This window comes from Providencia alcalifaciens DSM 30120, assembly GCF_000173415.1.
Taxonomy (GTDB): domain Bacteria; phylum Pseudomonadota; class Gammaproteobacteria; order Enterobacterales; family Enterobacteriaceae; genus Providencia; species Providencia alcalifaciens.
Window position 1 is genome coordinate 170,924 of the sequence record NZ_ABXW01000014.1, and the last position, 18,221, is coordinate 189,144.

The window sequence follows — 18,221 nt, forward strand, 5'->3', positions numbered from 1 at the left end:
AATAAACCTTTTCATACTGAATAAATAAAATGAGAAAAGTACGCATGATAAAATTCATACGATAAATATGGCTGAATAATATGAGAAGAATTTATCTTTAATTAAGAGCCTCAACTAAAAAATTATTTTCTTAGTTGAGGTTTTGCTTTTATTTAGTTGGCTTGCTTGAAGGCAAGTTTAAGTGCCGTTTTTGGAATACAGCTACACGCTAAAATATCCCCGTTTTCTTTAATAGCGCTTTGCTTCAACGGTATTACCTCTCCTTCAATGAGCGATATTTGGCAACGACCACAAATGCCCGCACGGCATGAATAAGGGATAGAAAGCCCATGAGATTCAAGTTGTTCAAGAATCACATGCTCAGTATTTCCTGCATATTCAGTCTCTTCAAACACTAAACTTACTGCTTTTAGGGCTGGCTTAGTAGTAGGAGCTACCGGCGTTTCTCTATCACGTAATGGATACTGTTTTGGTGACTTAGTGTCTAAAATTGTAAGTGTGTCACCAACACGGATAATTCCTGTATTTTCAATCAAGGCATTTTGCCCAAAATCGACATCGCCAGAGTCATCCATTCGAAAGGTTTGCAGCGTAGCAAGTGGCTCTGCATGAGGATGTTTAATCCCTTTTTCTGGACTGACGGTGGTCAAAATGCAACGGCTACAGGGTTTATCTAATGTAAAAATGACATCGCCAATTTGAATGCGCTTCCAACTGTCTTCTTCGAATGGTTTGGCGCCAGTGATGATCAAATTACCGCGAAATTGTTCAAGTTTCACGCTAGCGGGGCAGCGACGTTGTAGCTCTTGTACAGAAGCTTCATTAATTAATAAAAATGGGTAGCCATCCGCGAAAGATAAAGGAACATCATGGTGTTTTTTGACTCGGCGAGATAATTCAGGACTTAACCATCTCAATTGGACAGGCTCGTCAAAAAAGCTGCTTAACCAACTATTTATCTCATCGGGTGCAATAAGTGCATGAAAATGATTGCCCCAAACTTCTGTAGGACTCTGTTTCTCATTAAAGTCCTGATACAATACGGTGGCGCTTTCACCATTAGGTGCTTTGAGATAAAGCCCATTATTGAGCATAGCCGGGGTAAATAATAACATCTGCGGATATTTACGCGCAGTGATAAACTTACCTTCTAATGTGGTGACCATAAAGTTACGATCAAACGTCAATCCGCTGATATCAGCGTAACCATGAGATAGACGAATGCCCCTCATTGACTTGACTGGGTGTGTATACAGGCGCGAAAGCGTAATCATTTTTTAATCCTATAATTGTTGTGCAGCAACTTTATGACAAGTGCATGAGATTAGCTATAATGCGCAACAATTTTTCATCGAAATCGGTAATAAATACTATGAATTTTCTGTTTGCCAGCACAGCTCGAGGCCTGGAAGAACTACTGAAAACTGAATTGGAAGCGCTAGGCGCTAGCCAGTGCAAAGTGGCACAAGGGGGCGTCTATTTTCAGGCTGATGACCGTGTGATGTATCAAAGTCTGCTATGGAGTCGACTGGCATCTCGTATTTTATTACCGCTGAATGATTTTGATGTCTATAGTGATCTTGATTTATATCTGGGTGTTCAAGCGATTGATTGGTCTGAAATCTTCGATGTGAATGATACATTTGTAGTGCATTTCACGGGAACCAACGAAGAAATCCGTAATAGCCAATACGGTGCATTAAAAGTAAAAGATGCCATCGTTGACAGCTTTGTGCGTAAGTTGGACCAACGCCCTGATGTGGCTCGCCAAGAAGCCGATATTCGCATTAACGTTTATCTGAACAAAGAACGCGCGAGTGTTGCACTCGACTTGAGTGGCGATTCACTGCATATTCGTGGCTATCGTGATTTAGCCGGACAAGCCCCATTAAAAGAGACGTTAGCCGCCGCTATTATTAGTCGTTCCGGTTGGCAGAAAAATACCCCAATGGTCGACCCAATGTGTGGTTCGGGTACATTATTAATTGAAGCGGCAATGATTGCTGCAGATAGAGCGCCAGGTTTATACCGTCAGCATTGGGGATTTAATGCATGGTTGAAGCACAATCCTGAATTATGGCGTGAAGTGGTCACTGAAGCGCAAGTTCGTTTTCGTCAAGGTTTAAAAGACACGACTTCACGTTTTTATGGTTTTGATATCGATAAACGTGTGCTGGATATGGCGCGAGCGAATGCCCGTCGAGCAGGGTTACAAGATTTGATCACCTTTAATCATGGTGATGCCGCTGCATTGGAAAACCCAGTCAAAACCGATATCAAGGGCACTATTATTAGCAACCCGCCATACGGCGAACGTTTGGAAAGTGAGCCAGCATTAATCGCATTACATAGCCAATTCGGGCGGGTGGTTAAAGCACGTTTCCCTGGTTGGCGTTTATCTATTTTCAGCGCATCTCCTGAATTATTAAGCTGCTTACAATTACGTTCTGAACGTGAATTTAAAGCCAAAAATGGCCCATTGGACTGTGTACAGAAAAACTACCAATTAGCAGAAACTCCGTCAGAAACGGTGGCTGAGATTTCTCCTGATTTTGCTAACCGCTTGCGTAAGAATCAGAAAAAACTGGCAAAATGGGCGAAACAGCAGGGCGTGGATTGCTACCGTTTGTATGATGCAGATTTACCGGAATACAATGTGGCAGTGGATATCTACGGTGAGAAAGTTGTCGTCCAAGAATATGCACCACCAAAAACTGTTGATGAGCGCAAAGCGCGTCAGCGCTTATTTGATGTGATCACCGCGACGATGAACGTTCTTGGGTTGACCTCAAATCAATTAGTATTGAAAACCCGTCAGCGTCAAAAAGGTAAACAGCAGTACGAAAAATTAGCGCAAAAAGATGATTTCTTCTTAGTGCAGGAATATAACGCTAAATTGTTAGTGAATTTAACTGACTACCTAGATACAGGGTTATTCCTCGACCACCGTATTGCCCGCCGCATGTTAGGTGAAATGAGCCGTGGTAAGGATTTCTTAAATCTATTTTGTTATACCGGCACTGCGACTGTTCATGCGGGTCTGGGTGGCGCTAAGAGCACCACGTCTGTTGACATGTCTCGTACCTATTTAGAATGGGCAGAGAAAAACTTACAAGCAAACCAACTTACCGGTCGTCAACACCGCTTAATGCAAGCAGATTGCTTAAACTGGTTAGCTAATGCCGATGAGCAATTTGACTTAATTTTCATCGACCCACCGACGTTCTCAAACTCAAAACGTATGGATGGGACATTTGATGTTCAACGTGACCATGTGCAGCTGATTACACATCTGAAACGCATGCTGCGTCGTGGTGGAACAGTGATGTTCTCGAACAATAAGCGTGGATTCAAAATGGATCTTGAAGCACTGACTGAGCTTGGCTTAAAAGCACAAGAAATTACTGCTAAGACACTGTCAGAAGATTTCGCACGTAACCGTCAAATTCACAACTGCTGGTTGATTAGCCACGCAGAGTAAGGAATAGAATTAATGGCTTTAATTAATTTATCGGGCGCATATCTCGCGTTTAGTGATGCGCCGCTGTTAGACAACACTGAAATTCATATCGAAGACAATGAACGCGTCTGCCTTGTTGGACGAAACGGGGCAGGAAAATCGACCCTGATGCGTGTATTGACGAAAGAGCAACCGCTTGATGATGGCTCACTCACTTATGAACAAGATTTAATTGTTGCACGCTTACAGCAAGATCCTCCGCGTAACGTAGAGGGCACAATTTTTGACTTTGTGGCTGAAGGCGTAGCCGAACAAGCGCAATATTTAAAAGATTATCACCATGTTGCTAAGCTGGTGGAGTCTGACCCAAGCGAGAAAAATTTAAATAAACTCGCGGAGTTACAAGAGGTTCTGGATAACTTAAACCTCTGGTTACTAGACTCGCGCATTAATGATGTTCTGAAAAAACTGGGATTACCAGCTGATGCAGAGTTATCTTCACTATCCGGTGGTTGGTTACGTAAAGCAGCATTAGGGCGCGCACTAGTAAGTAACCCGCGCGTACTGTTTTTAGATGAGCCGACAAACCACTTGGATATTGAAACTATTTTGTGGTTAGAAACCTTTTTGAAAGATTTCCAAGGCAGCATTGTCTTTATTTCCCATGACCGTTCTTTCATTCGTAATATGGCAACCCGTATTATCGATTTAGACCGTGGTCAGCTCGCTTCTTGGCCAGGTAATTATGATGATTATCTAATCAATAAAGAAGAAGCGCTACGTGTTGAAGAGATGCAAAACGCGGAATTCGATCGCAAATTAGCGCAGGAAGAAGCGTGGATCCGCCAAGGGATCAAAGCGCGCCGTACTCGTAACGAAGGGCGTGTTCGCGCGCTGAAAGCATTGCGCGTGGAACGTTCAGAGCGTCGTGAAGTGATGGGCACTGCTCGTATGCAAGTGGGCGAAGCTGCGCGTTCCGGTAAAATTGTATTTGAGTTAGAAAACGTTAATTATCAAGTTGATAATAAAGTTTTAGTGAAGGATTTTTCTGCGCAAGTGATGCGTGGCGATAAAATTGCATTGGTGGGACCTAACGGTTGTGGTAAAACCACACTGTTACGTTTAATGCTGGGTGATTTGCAAGCAGATAGTGGACGCGTTCACTGTGGGACTAAACTTGAAGTTGCCTATTTTGACCAGCACCGTGCAGCACTTGACCCAGATAAAACCGTGATGGATAACCTTGCGGAAGGTAAGCAAGAGGTCATGGTTAATGGTAAACCTCGTCATGTATTAGGTTACCTGCAAGACTTTATGTTCCCGCCAAAACGTGCGATGACGCCTGTAAGAGCGTTATCCGGTGGTGAGCGTAACCGCTTATTATTAGCACGTTTATTCTTAAAGCCAAGTAACTTGCTGATCCTTGATGAACCAACCAACGACCTTGATGTTGAAACATTGGAGTTACTGGAAGAGCTGGTGGATGGGTATCAAGGTACCGTTTTATTAGTTAGCCATGATAGAGAATTCGTGGATAACAGCGTAACAGAGTGCTGGATTTTCGAAGGTAATGGCGAAATTAACCGCTTTGTAGGTGGCTATAAAGATGCTCAGCAGCAAAGAGCACAAACGGTACGTCTGAAATCGGAGCAAACCAGTAAAGTAGCTGCGCCAGAAAAAGAGGCTAAACCAAAAGAAGCCCCTAAACGTGTGAATAAACTTAGCTATAATTTATTACGTGAGTTAGAGCAATTACCAGCAAAATTAGAGCAACTTGAAGGGGAAATTGAAGTTCTTCAAGCAAAAATTGGCGATGCAGATTTCTTTAATCAGCCACATGATGTGACTGAAAGCACACTAACTGCACTTGCCGCTAAAGAACAAGAGTTAGAACAAGCGTTTGATCGTTGGCAGGAGCTAGAGCTGTTGAAAAACGGTTGATATGACGGTTTAAATCAAAAGGAGAGAAAACACTTTGTGTTCTCATGAGCCCCATGAACATGTGCTCTGTCCACAGTGCGACATGATGGTTGCTGTTCCTGAATTGGAACAAGGTAGTAAAGCCACATGTCCGCGTTGTGAAACAACACTCATATCCAAATGGCGTTATCCTTACAGGCAACCCGCAGCATATGCATTTAGTGCATTGATTATGCTGACTATTGCCTGTCTTTTCCCATTTGTAAAAATGAGTGCGGCAGGCATTGAAAATGAAATCTCCATGTTTCAAATCATCGAGATTATTATGGGGACGCGTTACAGCGGCTTAGCGCTGTTTTTTCTCCTCTTTTCTCTGATCATTCCTGCATTTTGTATGGTAACAATCATCCTACTTGGGCTGCGGGTTCACCTTCATAAATCAATTAAAATACTGATTACTCGAATTCTTTTTCAGATGAAATCGTGGTGTATGGCGGAAATTTTTCTCGCTGGAGTGCTAGTGAGTTTCGTGAAATTGATTGCGTATGGTGAAATTGGCATTGGGATGAGTTTTCTTCCTTATTGTGCGTTCTGTATGATGCAAGTGCGTGCATTCCAATGTTTGGATCGTCATTGGTTATGGAACAAAATTGAAGACGCTCCTAAGATAAATAAGCCTTTGATTGTTGGGCAAACAGGAATTAGCCAAAATGTACGCTTGTGTTTAGTTTGTACGGCGATTTTGCCAGCAGAACAACATGAATGCCCACGTTGCCACTCTTATGGCAGTGTACGTAAAAAGCAGAGTTTACAGTGGACGCTAGCGTTACTGTTAACATCAATTATGCTTTATATTCCTGCAAACGTTTTGCCAGTGATGACCACTAATGCGTTAGGTAGTGGGCTACCGTCTACGATCATGGATGGTGTCATTCTTCTTTGGGAAGATGGTTCGTTCCCCGTTGCTATGATTATTTTTATTGCCAGTATTATGGTTCCTACTCTGAAAATGATTGGCATAGCATGGCTATGTCTTGACTCTCAAGGTTTTGGAAACCGTGATCCACATAGAATGCATTTTATTTATGAGCTGGTGGAGTACGTTGGCCGCTGGTCAATGATTGACGTGTTTGTGATTACCATTTTGACTGCATTGGTTCAAATGGGGCAATTAATGAACATCGTCCCCGCACAGGGAGTTATTTTCTTTGGCGTGGTAGTGATTTTAACGATGTTTGCCGCAATGACATTTGATCCTCGTTTAACATGGGATCGTTGTAACAAGAGAGATGCAGTTAAGGCTGTTGAACAAGAAGGAGCCGCAGGGTGACAGAGCAAGAAACACCACAGGCCAACGCTAAAGTGAGTAAGTTAAAAAGCTGGTCACCGGTTTGGGTGATCCCGATTGTAACTTTACTCATCGGTGCTTGGATCATGTTTTACCATTTTAGTCATCAAGGCCCAGAAGTGACGTTAATCACTTACAGCGCTGAAGGGGTTGAAGCGGGTAAAACTAAAATTAAAAGTCGTAGTGTAGATATTGGGGTCGTTGAAAGCGTCACTTTGGATTCTAATTTTAGTCGAGTGATCATCAAAGCGCGTTTAAACCCAGATATGGAAGATTTACTACGCTCAGATTCTGCCTTTTGGATTGTTAAGCCAACCATTGGTCGTGATGGTGTGACTGGGTTAGGCACTCTGCTGTCAGGGGCTTATATCGAACTGCAACCTGGTCTAGCGGCAAAAGAGCATTTCGAATTTACACTATTAGATACGCCACCTTTGGCGTCCCCTGATGCTAAAGGTAAGCGAATTATTTTAACCAGTGATAAAGCGGGACAGCTTAATGCAGGGGATCCCGTTTTATTCCGCGGGTATCGCGTCGGATCTGTCGAAACGAGTAATTTCGATATGGACCAACGTGATATGCGTTACCAACTGTTTATCAATGCACCTTATGACAAGCTAGTCAGCAGTAATGTGCGTTTCTGGAAAGACAGCGGTATTGCGTTTGATATGTCTTCCCAAGGGGTACATGTATCAATGGGCTCAGTCGCGACATTGTTGACTGGCGGTGTGAGTTTTGATGTGCCAGAAGGGTGGGTTCCTGGGGAAGCTGTGAAAGAGAATGCACAGTTCAAACTATTTGATACTCAATCAAGTATCCAGGACTCGTTATATACCACATACCAAGACTTTGTACTGTTTTTCTCAGACTCTGTCCGTGGATTACAGCCTGGAGCCCCAGTAGAATTCCGTGGGATTCGTTTAGGGACTGTGGCGCAGGTGCCATTTTATACAGCGGGACTAGACCAGTCTTTGGATAATAATTTCCGTATTCCAGTGCTGATCCATATCGAACCAGAGCGTTTTTCTAAAGATGTCGGTAAAGACTTTAACCTGAAAAATGAATTGAATCTGGCGATGAAAAATGGGCTAAGAGCTTCATTAAAATCCGGTAATTTATTAACGGGGGCTTTATATATTGACCTCGACTTTATTCCGGATGTGCCTGAATATAAAGGTCCTTATGTGATTGCAGGTTATAAAATTATTCCAACGCACAGTGGTGGCTTAGCGCAGATCCAACAAAAAGTGATTGCGGTACTTGATAAAATCAACAATATGCCAATTGAGCCTATGTTGAAACAAACCACTCAGACCTTAGCTGAAGGTCAAAAATTGGTTCAAGAAGCGAATGTGATGTTCACGCAACTGAATAAGCTGATGTCGAGTAAAGAATTCCAAAGCCTGCCGACAGATATGCAAAAATCACTGAAAGAGATTAACAAAACAATGCAGGGTTTCCAGCCGGGCTCCCCAGCCTATAACAAGATGGTTGATGATATGCAGCGTTTAGATCAGGTACTTCGTGAAGTCCAACCGCTATTGCGTACGCTGAATAATAAGAGCAATGCATTAGTGTTTGAAGCTGAGCCGACTAAGGACGTAGTGCCTAAAGGAGTGAAAAAATAATGAAATATCTATTAGCAATAGGTGTTTTTCTACTGGCGGCTTGTAGCAGTAGCCCAGATAAAGTGTACTATCAATTACCGATGAAAGCGCCAGAAGTGCAATCAGCAACAGTGATGGGTAAAGGTCAGGTCTGGCTCCAACGCATTACGTTGGCAGATGTACTGACATCGAATGGGATCACTTATCAAACATCAGATGTGGCTTACTCAAATGCCAGCGCGCATTTATGGGCAAGTCCGCTAGAACAGCAATTAGGGCAATCGATGGTGCGTGAGCTCTCTTCAACGTTGCCTGATAGGTTTATCTCATTACAGCCATTGCAAAGCTCACCTGAGACGCTAGATATTACGTTGACAGCGTTCAATGGTCGTTATGATGGAAAAGTCTTAGTTCAGGGTTTTTGGACGCTGATGCGAGGTGACAACGTCATTCGCCGTAACTTTGACATTCAATTAGAGCAGCAAGAAGATGGTTATCCTGAATTAGTCAGAACACTGGCGAATGGTTGGCAGAAAGTGGCAGTGGATATAGCTCAAGAGATCAATAAGCCATAATTTGAATACTATTTTACCGTGAAATGAATGCACTACAGTAAAACGTAGTGCATTTTTTTGTTACTTTACAAATAAAAATAACCGACATTGAATCTCGTATTCCATTGATAAATAACAATTTGATTTTTAATTGTTTGAATATCAGTAGCTTGTGATTATCTCTAAATGTAGGTCACATTTATCATAATTATGACAATAATATGAAATTCTTTACTTGCATTTCTTATGGGTGGGCGCTATTTGTATAGTGTATCTATTAACAAAAATAGATGCTGTTTTCTTTTCCATTTAAATGATGAGGGAAGTAAGGCATGAAAAGACAGAAGAGAGACCGTTTAGAAAGAGCGTTATCAAGAGGTTATCAAGCAGGTTTAACCGGGCGTTCCAAAGAGTTATGTCCTTATCAGGCAGTAGATGCCCGTTCGCATTGGCTAGGTGGTTGGCGTCAAGCGATGGAGGACAGGGCGGCAGTTGCCGTTTAATGGGTCATTCACGAGGATAATTAGATTAATTTGCGAAAATTTATTTCACGCATAATTTAATACAATTCCTTAAAAATTATAAACCTCCGCATTTGCGGAGGTTTGCGTTTAAGGGCAAGGTTTGATTAGAACGCGCTTGTATCCTTAAATAAGCCGACTTTTAGGTCTGTAGCGGCATAAATGAGTTTGCCATCTACCAGCACTTCACCATCAGCTAATCCCATAATCAATTTACGGTTGATCACTCGTTTAAAATTGATACGGTAAGTGACTTTTTTTGCTGTCGGTAGTACTTGTCCAGTAAATTTCACTTCACCAACACCTAAAGCACGACCTTTGCCTTCACCGCCTAACCAGCCAAGGTAAAAACCAACCAGTTGCCACATGGCATCAAGACCTAAACAACCCGGCATAACTGGGTCATTCGTAAAGTGACAACCAAAGAACCATAAGTCTGGATTGATATCCAGCTCAGCTTCAACGTAGCCTTTATTGAATGTACCGCCATCTTCGGTCATTTTGATGATTCGATCCATCATCAACATATTACCTGATGGTAGTGGAGGACCATTTTCCCCAAATAATTCGCCTCTTCCAGAAGCCTCTAAATCTTCTTTCGTATAGGATTCGCGTTTATCAACCATGATCTTCAGATTGCCTTTATTATGTATAGGTTTACAGAATAGCTTACACTTGTACGCTGAACAACTCCGATCAGCTAATATTTACGCAATCTTTACTTAGCTCATCCACTTCAAAAACCAAGGTAATCTTGACTTATCTGGTGAATTGGCTTGATTTATGCGTTCTTGAATTAAAGCTAACAGGTGTACATTTTCACCTTCCACTTGCTGTTCAAAGTAGGGTTGCTTGGTCAAAAGACTAATGGCTTGAGCAACGTGTTCGACAGGCCAAATGTGGAATTTTTCTTCTTTAACCGCTTGGACGACTTCATCTTTTAAGCACAGATGACGCACATTAGACATTGGGATAATGACACCTTGATTACCTGTTAATTCTCGCTTATCACAGATATCAAAAAATCCTTCAATCTTTTGGTTAACACCGCCAATAGGTTGCACATAGCCAAATTGGTCAACGGCGCCCGTGACGGCAATTTGCTGATCGATAGGCTGTAATGACAATGCGCTAATCAAGGCGCAAAGCTCTGCCAAGGATGCACTATCGCCATCAACTTCGCCATATGACTGCTCAAATACAATAGAAGCAGAAAATGGCTGAGGTTGCTCTAATTTTAATTCATAGTTTAGGTAGGCTTGCATGATCATCATGCCTTTTGCATGGATATTGCCACCTAGCTCTGCTTTACGCTCGACATCCGTAAATTCCCCATCGCCAAGATGTGCTACACAAGTAATTCTGGACGGTTCACCAATAGCATCTGGATAACCAGGGTATTGTAAAACAGAGAGTCCATTAATTTGACCTACAACTTCACCTTCCGTTTTGATTAAAACTTGTTCTTGCAAAATGTCATCTTGGTTACGTTCTACAAGGAAGGCATGACGCCATACACGGTTTTCTTCTGCTTGGGAAAATGACTCTGCGGTTAAATGACCTTCGTTGGCGTAATTAGCTGCATTGGTTAATTGACGTGTTAACCAATTAATATCGAGAGGTAAGTTATACTTATCTTCGCAACAACGAGTGGCTTGTAAAATAAATTCGGACCAGCCGTCCACAGCAATTTCAGGAAGTTGATTGCTATTGATAATAAACTTAATGAAATTCATCCATAAGCTTAATTGTTCTTCATCCTCAAAGAACATCAGCGGCTCATACTCTGCGTATATTGCGCAATCAAATAGCTCAGGTGCGGCAAATTCAAACTCTTCTAGTATCAGTCTATCACCAACGACGATGACTTTGAGCTCAAGAGGATGAGGCTCAATTTCTATGGGTAGAGTTTGATTTTCACTGTGTGGTAGCCATTCTAATTGGCGACGGGTAACCATATTTTTTAAGCGAGTCCACATTAATGGCTGAGTCACCAGTGCGGTTGCTGAAATGATTAATACGCCACCATTAATTTGGTGCAGCAAACCCGGTACCAAATTTTGGTTTGGAGTGACATAACCGAACAGTTGTTCTGGCTCAATCCAGTGACGGTAGGCAATGTTCTCTTGTGTTGAAAAACGTCCCGTTGAGTCAGTTTTCCATTGATATCGTTGTTTATCTTCAGATAGCTGATAATCCCCATTAATAAATTGAGTTTCATTCAATAATGGCGTGATCGAATCAGTAAATAGTTTTAGATACTCTTCACTTTCGTCAGATTTAATGAACATAAACCGTGTTTGAGCATATTCGCGAATGAAATGCTGCATCCCATCGAATAATCTTGGTTGAATATCAGACAGTGTTGATGGGGTCAACGTCGCTGAAGAGACAAATTTTGTCTGAAAAGACGATAAGTTAGGAGTTAGGCCTTGCCATGTTAATTCTTGACTGATCACTATAATTATCTGCTATTAGTATGGTTATCAATAAATGCCTGCCAATAAGCAGGACGCATGTGCCTGAGTTTATTTCTGTGCTGTCTGTTTTATATACAATTTCAGGCTAATTCATTACCTTAAGCTATTTTTGACTCAAGATTGTTATATTAGCCTCTGAGCGCTAATCTTGCAGCAATATTTGTCGAAATATCGATTTAGAATAAAGAAAACATGAGAGCAACAGGTAAACTCAGCGGCCATGTTAAGCCAATTAAGAGTGCGCTCAAGAGTCTCATACAAAAACTAGGATCTTTGGTTACTAGCAGGGCGAATAACGCTGAACATACTCCTCCAATCCCATAGATAAGAAGTATGTGTTCAAAAGTGGACATGCGATTTTAGTGGTTTGTTAACGTGTGGATGCGAATTGTACACTATTTTTTTATTTACTGTTATTTTCTTTGTGTTAATCAAGGGATAATCGATTAAATGGAATCCAGCTTGAGCATTTTTCTTATAATATTGCTAATATAATGATAGGTACGATTTTCTTCGGGAAAAAATATGAAATATCAGCAGCTTGAAAATCTTGAATGTGGCTGGAAATGGGAATATCTGGTCAATAAAGCGAGAAGTGGGGAGCCGATTACCCGCTATATAGAGAGAAGTGCGGAACAAGAAGCCATTGAGTTGCTGCTAAAGCTAGAAAATACACCTGTTGATGTATTGAAATGGATTGCTGACCATATGTCTCCGCAATTAGATAACCGAATGAAGCAGAGTATTCGTGCTCGCCGTAAACGTCATTTTAATGCTGAGCATCCACATACTCGAAAGAAATCCATTGATTTAAATTATTCGGTTTGGCAACGGTTATCAAATTTAGCCGTTAATCGAAATAAAACGTTGTCAGAAACGATTATCCAGTTAATTGAAGATGCAGAGCATAAAGATAAGTATGAAAATCAGATGAGCTTATTGAAGCATGATCTTCAAGCGATCTTAGGTAAGTCAGAGAAAGAATAGTGATCTTATCGATGTGTGTCGTTGATCGAATATAGAATAGGCTAGCTTAGAATAGGATATCTATCTACAAATTGAATTTTTCATGACTTCCTCATTTAGACGATAAAAAAAACCCCAATAAATTGGGGTTTTTTATATTCATTTCGAAATTTAAACTAGGGCTATAAATTAAGCGCCTGGTTGAGTTACAACTTCAGTTGTACCTTGGATTTCGATTTCAACACGACGGTCTGGCGCTAAACACTCGATCAGAGCTGCACGGCCTTTAACTGCGTCACATTTGTTACCAGTTACTGGATCTTCTTTACCACGACCTTCTGCAGCGATTGCGCTTGCAGGAACGCCTTTAGCAACTAAGTAATCTACTACTGACTGAGCACGTTTTTGTGACAGTGGCAGGTTGTAGTTTTGTGAACCGATACGGTCTGTGAAACCAACTACCAGCACGCGACCTTGAGTTGGGTCGATGTTGCTCAGTTCGTTGTACAGTTCGTTCAGAGCTTGCTGACCTTCTGGTTTCAGAGTCGCTTTGTTGAAGTTAAACAGAACGTCTGAACGCAGAGTGAAGCGTTTGTTTTCAACAACTGGAGCTGCTGGCTCAGCAACTACTGCTGGAGCAACAACTGGAGCTGCTTCTTGACCGAAACGGTATGCAAGACCAACGCTCAGCATGCCGTTGTCTGGGCTAACACCGATGTTGTCTTTGTCACCCATGCGGCTAACCCACTGGTAGTCTAAACGAGTAGCTAATTCTGGAGTGATAGCATACTCAAGACCCAGTGCGTAAACTGGAGAAACGCCAGTGTCAGTTTCTTTACCAACGCCGTTAACTTTAGCTTCTGTACGGTAAACCATACCACCCAGACGAGTATAAACGTCTAAGTCTTCCATTACTGGATAGCTCAGTTTGGTAGTCAGAGAAACGCCCATAGAAGAAACGCTACCTGCGTTGTCACCTTTGTACTTCATTTTACCAAACCAGTCATAGCCCATTTCGAAGCCCATGTACTGGTTGTATTGGTAACCTGCGTACAGACCCGCACCTAATTGGTCACGAGTTTTTTTACCGGTACCAACAGAAGTTTCATCTCCTGCAGCATCTTCAAAAGTAAATTTAGCGTGCTCGTAGTGAGACCAACCTAATTTACCACCAGTATACCAAGTGTTATCTTTTGGAGCTGCTTGTGCAACAGTTGCGAATGCTGCTACTGCCACTGCTACCGCGATAGCTGTCTTTTTCATTTTTACGCCTCGTTATCATCCAATATTGGCTTGGCTTCGTGAGCCTTATTATTTGCCATTGGTTCAATTTACTTGCTAGGTTCAGCTGACATTATCCACAAAAATTTACGAAAAGTAAAAAAATAATGTCATACGCTTAACAGGCTAAAGTCTACAACGAACTCCAAAAGATACAAGTATGGTAAGCAATAAAGGTTAAAAAAAGTCTTTTTTTATCCCTGAAATCAGAGAGATAAATATATTGTACATTTTATCGCTAATTAATCTATCCTATTGTTTTTAATGTATTTTAGTGTTTTATTTAATAACGATATTACTCAACTTAAAATTTAGTAAGAAAAATCTTATTATTGATCAATGAATCTTATTGGAGTGAATCTTTAAAAGGTTTTGATGTCTAGTGGTCATCTGAATTGTATTATATGTTTTTTCTGGTCTCATAATGAATCCCATAGAATGACCTACTTCAGCGGCATTTTGTAAAAGAATAAAATCTTGCTCACTTATTTCTGGTAACCATCCTAATACGACACTGTAATTACCGCTTCTCAATGCTTTTTCCATTGCATCAATAGTTGTAATTGAGTCAACTTGGTTGAGTTGCATAATTTTATTTGCAGGAAGTCCCGCTTGTTCCACCCAATGTTTACTCAGTTTTTTCTCAGGACTCAACCATAATAACCAGCGTGATTGAATACCAAACTGGCGTAGCATTGGTAGCAATATGTAATCCATGACTGGGTGCTGTTCATTATAAACTAGCTCACTCACCATACCTTGTTGCATAGCGCCATTTACACTATTCATCGTTGAACTAGCACTAGTCACGTTACTATCTGTAAGGTGATCACGTGTGAAGTTATCATTAGTAAAACGATTAAGAGAATGTTCTGCTGTGTTGTTCCAAGAATAGATGCTCATAATTCACCTCGCTACAATGCTGTATAGGCATACAGTAACTGTATATTTATACAATATCAAGGCTATTTTTACAAAGCGCTTCGCAACTTTTCGGTTTTTATGTGAGTTCTACTTGGCATTTTTAACTGAAACTTTAAAATCGATTAAACATAATTATATGTAAAAACAATTGTTTTTAATTGTTTAGGCTTCAAGGACGATAGTACTTTTTTTATTCATAAGGAGATGAAAAAGTGTCATTACAAAACGAAAGAAGTTCCCTTTTGCAACAAATTTTGAGCAAATTTGGGGTACTAAAAAAGAAGAACCATTTTGGTGGATATTGTTTGTGTATTGATAGTGCACTTGTTGGATTGGTATTGGATGACCAGTTTTATGTACGAGGGTGTCTGTTTTCTCGCAGTTACTTTGAATCTGTGGGATTCGAACGGTTGGTCTACAGTAAAAGGGGTATACCTTTAGAGATGCGATATTATCGACTCCCTGAAGATGTTTGGTGTGATTCATCAATATTGAGTCATATTATCGAGCTTGCTTACCGTTCGGCGATAGAGGAAAACCAACAAAAAGAATCGGCGGCTGTTCGTATTAAAGATTTGCCTAATATGAATATGGCAATGGAAAGAGCATTAGGTAAAATTGGCATTTTCCATGCCGAGGAGCTGGCATTGATTGGCGCTAAAGCGTGTTTTTTGAAGTTAAAACAGCACGGTAAGCAAAGACCAAGTGTCAAGCAATTGATTGGATTGGCTGCGGCAATCGAAGGTTGTCACAGTGAAGTATTACCTTCTCAAACCCGGCAAGAGTTGATTAACTGGTTTAACAGCGTGAACTGATTTTCAGTTTACCTATGAAGATAATTGCGGGCATTGACTACTGGTTAGTTTTAATGCCCGCTCATCAGTTTATTTTATGACAAACTGATTTGTTTAATCATTGATTTTATCTCAGGAATTAATTCGATCAGTAACTTAGTTTGCTCCATGATTAAAACTGTTTTTTCATCGTCATCACTGGAGGCGTGGTCAATGCGTTGGAGTAAACTGACTCTTAATCGCTCTGATTTTTCATCAATAATTGCTGGATCTAACGATGTGACTTGAATGGATGATTCGATGTAGCAAATCGCATCGTTTAATAATGTTAAGTTTGCATCGTTTTGCATTTTTTCTCGGTGGGCACCGAGCGCTGAAATATAACCCAGTAATGTATGGTTCAGACACAATAAACGGAATGCCTGTTCTTGTGTAATTTGGTATGACTTAGGATCAGAAGCCATATTTGAGACAACGGAGGCAAACTCTGCATCAGAGTTGTGAGCATCTCGCCTCGCAATACGGTACTCCAAACTATTATCTTTGCCTTGATAATACTGTTGTAAAATAGCGTCTAAGTAACGGCAGTTACTATCCATCGTTTTTTGAATCACTTGGGGTAATTGTCGAAACTTCCAGTCAGGCCAAATGAAACTAACGGCAAGCAGTGCAATGAAGCAACCAATTAAGGTATCGATGATTCGAGGCAAGGCGACCTCAAACCCTTCACCCAGTAAATTGAAGCAAAAAAGCACAAGTAATGTAATAAATAGTGTGGCTTGAGCGTATTGGCTGCTACGGAACATGAAAAATAGCAATCCAGTGACCACGACTAAGGCGAGCTGCCCTTCAATAGATGGCACGATATTAAGTAGTGGTAAGCCAATCGCAATCCCTAATAGGGTACCAATAATTCGCAGTGCAAGGCGGCGCTTAGTGGCATTATAGTTGGGTTGGCAAACAAATAAGCTGGTCAGTAGGATCCAATAGCCTCTTTCTAAATCAAATAGTTGAATAATCAGGTAGCCAGTGCAGAGCAAAACAGACATTCTGACCGCATGACGAAAGAGGGCAGATTTAGGCGTCAAATGGTGTTTGAAGCGCGTAAATATATCGCGAAGACCTGAAATTGACTCATCTGCTAACTGTTCAATTTGCTTATTATTTTGTTGCCCTGTAGCTTGATTCAAACTCAAGCTTTTCAATTGAACATCAATACCTTTCAGGTTTTTCAGTAAATTTCGTAATGCTTTAATCTCGTGTAATTCAGGCGACTGTTGTTGTAACAGATGCAAGGAGCTTTCAATATAGGCGAATGTTCGTTCAAAATGAGGGTTGTGCTGATATTGTTTACGCCATATCACAGATTGAGCCACTTGTTGGCAAGCTCGCGCTTGCATGGTTAACAGGCGCTGAAAGCGAAATAAAATATCGCAGTGGCGTAAGCGGCGGCTAAGATGTTGATATTGAATGTGAGACGAACTTGCTCGTTCATGAATATCTTGGGCAACGAAGTAATACTGCAATGTATTGCGCGTACCTCGCTGTCCTCGGTCACCTTTCAATCTGCTGAGCAAGGCTATCTTTGCTTGATTCATCGTGCTGACTAACGTGCTGTTAACGAGTGCTAAGTCATAGATTGATTGCTGATAATCATCTTCGAGATCAGGGTCAAACAAGTTGGCTTTTGCGTCGAGATAGGCGGCAAGTTGCTGATAACATTGTGAAATGGCATCTTGCAGTGGGCGTACAGGGAAAAGGATATGCCCGATTAGCGTGAGAATGTTGTACCAAATTGCCCCCGTTAATAAAAGTGCAGGCTGTATGTACCAAGTATCAAAAATAGGGACACCAAGCATGGTGTAAATTGCGATAAGTAGGGCGCCAAAAGCGATGGTAGCATAACGTTGTCCTAAGGCCCCAAGCAAAATAAACCCGCAGGTTGAGATAGCTAACCCAAAAAAGAATAATACTGGGTAGGGAAAAAGTAGCTCAATAGAGACGGAGGCAATTAAAAAACAGAGTAAAGTAATAATTAAATTTTTTATTCTGCCCACCAATCTGTCATCTAAGTCGGTCAGTGCGGCAGCAACAACACCCAATGTTAAGGGGATTGTCACTTTTGGCTCTAAGCCTAAAATCCATGGGACCAAGGTTGTGCCTGTCAGCGCAATTAAGATTCGGATATAATATAAAATATGGCTGTTATATAGCACACGGCGATAACTGGTTAGCAGCGTTAGCACAAAATACCTCAGTGGTAAGACAAATCCTTATCTACATAGAATAACGTGTTTACGTAGAATAAAAAACTATTAGCAATTATGCTTTGATTATCTTCACGAATGATTTACACAGGTGCAGAA

At 41.1% G+C, this 18,221-nt stretch carries 15 protein-coding genes; 8 read left to right on the top strand and 7 right to left on the bottom strand.

Going from position 1 to position 18,221, the window contains the following annotated elements:
- Positions 1-152: 152 nt before the first annotated feature.
- A complete protein-coding gene (locus PROVALCAL_RS04010) occupies positions 153-1,274 on the bottom strand; it encodes a YcbX family protein (protein WP_039861576.1) in 1,122 nt (373 codons plus the stop codon).
- A gap of 98 nt (positions 1,275-1,372) precedes the next feature.
- On the opposite strand from PROVALCAL_RS04010, the gene rlmKL reads away from it, so the two are divergent.
- The 6 genes from rlmKL (at position 1,373) to rmf (ending at position 9,392) form a co-directional block, all read left to right on the top strand.
- Positions 1,373-3,481, top strand: coding sequence for a bifunctional 23S rRNA (guanine(2069)-N(7))-methyltransferase RlmK/23S rRNA (guanine(2445)-N(2))-methyltransferase RlmL (rlmKL, locus tag PROVALCAL_RS04015; protein ID WP_006657839.1), 2,109 nt, complete (start codon positions 1,373-1,375; stop codon positions 3,479-3,481).
- Positions 3,482-3,493: 12 nt separating this feature from the next.
- A complete protein-coding gene (locus PROVALCAL_RS04020; protein WP_006657840.1) occupies positions 3,494-5,401 on the top strand; it encodes an ABC transporter ATP-binding protein in 1,908 nt (635 codons plus the stop codon).
- Positions 5,402-5,435: 34 nt separating this feature from the next.
- Positions 5,436-6,710 (top strand): membrane integrity-associated transporter subunit PqiA, encoded by a 1,275-nt coding sequence (gene pqiA / locus PROVALCAL_RS04025; protein WP_036972618.1) that lies wholly within the window; start codon positions 5,436-5,438, stop codon positions 6,708-6,710.
- Positions 6,707-8,356 (top strand): intermembrane transport protein PqiB, encoded by a 1,650-nt coding sequence (gene pqiB / locus PROVALCAL_RS04030; RefSeq protein WP_006657842.1) that lies wholly within the window; start codon positions 6,707-6,709, stop codon positions 8,354-8,356. The genes pqiA and pqiB overlap by 4 nt, the downstream gene beginning before the upstream one ends.
- Positions 8,356-8,910, top strand: coding sequence for a membrane integrity-associated transporter subunit PqiC (pqiC, locus tag PROVALCAL_RS04035; RefSeq protein ID WP_006657843.1), 555 nt, complete (start codon positions 8,356-8,358; stop codon positions 8,908-8,910). Before pqiB ends, pqiC begins: the two co-directional genes overlap by 1 nt.
- A gap of 311 nt (positions 8,911-9,221) precedes the next feature.
- A complete protein-coding gene (gene rmf, locus PROVALCAL_RS04040) occupies positions 9,222-9,392 on the top strand; it encodes a ribosome modulation factor (protein ID WP_006657844.1) in 171 nt (56 codons plus the stop codon).
- Between the two features lie 125 nt (positions 9,393-9,517).
- Here the strand turns inward: rmf and fabA are convergent, their stop codons facing one another.
- The 3 genes from fabA to PROVALCAL_RS19205 all read right to left on the bottom strand — a co-directional run bounded on the left by fabA (position 9,518) and on the right by PROVALCAL_RS19205 (position 12,243).
- A complete protein-coding gene (fabA, locus tag PROVALCAL_RS04045; protein WP_006657845.1) occupies positions 9,518-10,036 on the bottom strand; it encodes a bifunctional 3-hydroxydecanoyl-ACP dehydratase/trans-2-decenoyl-ACP isomerase in 519 nt (172 codons plus the stop codon).
- A gap of 96 nt (positions 10,037-10,132) precedes the next feature.
- Entirely contained in the window at positions 10,133-11,869 is a 1,737-nt protein-coding gene (locus tag PROVALCAL_RS04050; protein ID WP_039861577.1) for an AAA family ATPase, read from the bottom strand.
- Between the two features lie 197 nt (positions 11,870-12,066).
- Entirely contained in the window at positions 12,067-12,243 is a 177-nt protein-coding gene (locus PROVALCAL_RS19205) for a GhoT/OrtT family toxin (RefSeq protein WP_006662138.1), read from the bottom strand.
- 172 nt (positions 12,244-12,415) lie between these two features.
- Here PROVALCAL_RS19205 and matP point away from each other — a divergent pair, with 172 nt between their 5' ends.
- Entirely contained in the window at positions 12,416-12,877 is a 462-nt protein-coding gene (gene matP / locus PROVALCAL_RS04055; protein ID WP_006657847.1) for a macrodomain Ter protein MatP, read from the top strand.
- 168 nt (positions 12,878-13,045) lie between these two features.
- Here the strand turns inward: matP and ompA are convergent, their stop codons facing one another.
- Both ompA and sulA read right to left on the bottom strand, forming a co-directional pair.
- Entirely contained in the window at positions 13,046-14,119 is a 1,074-nt protein-coding gene (gene ompA, locus PROVALCAL_RS04060; protein WP_006657848.1) for a porin OmpA, read from the bottom strand.
- A gap of 354 nt (positions 14,120-14,473) precedes the next feature.
- Complete coding sequence (gene sulA / locus PROVALCAL_RS04065; protein ID WP_006657849.1) at positions 14,474-15,040, bottom strand: SOS-induced cell division inhibitor SulA; 567 nt, start codon at positions 15,038-15,040, stop codon at positions 14,474-14,476.
- A gap of 233 nt (positions 15,041-15,273) precedes the next feature.
- Between sulA and PROVALCAL_RS04070 the strand changes: the two genes are divergently transcribed.
- Positions 15,274-15,876, top strand: coding sequence for a TfoX/Sxy family DNA transformation protein (locus tag PROVALCAL_RS04070; protein WP_006657850.1), 603 nt, complete (start codon positions 15,274-15,276; stop codon positions 15,874-15,876).
- Between the two features lie 74 nt (positions 15,877-15,950).
- Here PROVALCAL_RS04070 and yccS read toward each other — a convergent pair whose 3' ends face one another.
- Complete coding sequence (gene yccS, locus PROVALCAL_RS04075) at positions 15,951-18,101, bottom strand: YccS family putative transporter (RefSeq protein WP_131657913.1); 2,151 nt, start codon at positions 18,099-18,101, stop codon at positions 15,951-15,953.
- Positions 18,102-18,221 lie beyond the last annotated feature (120 nt).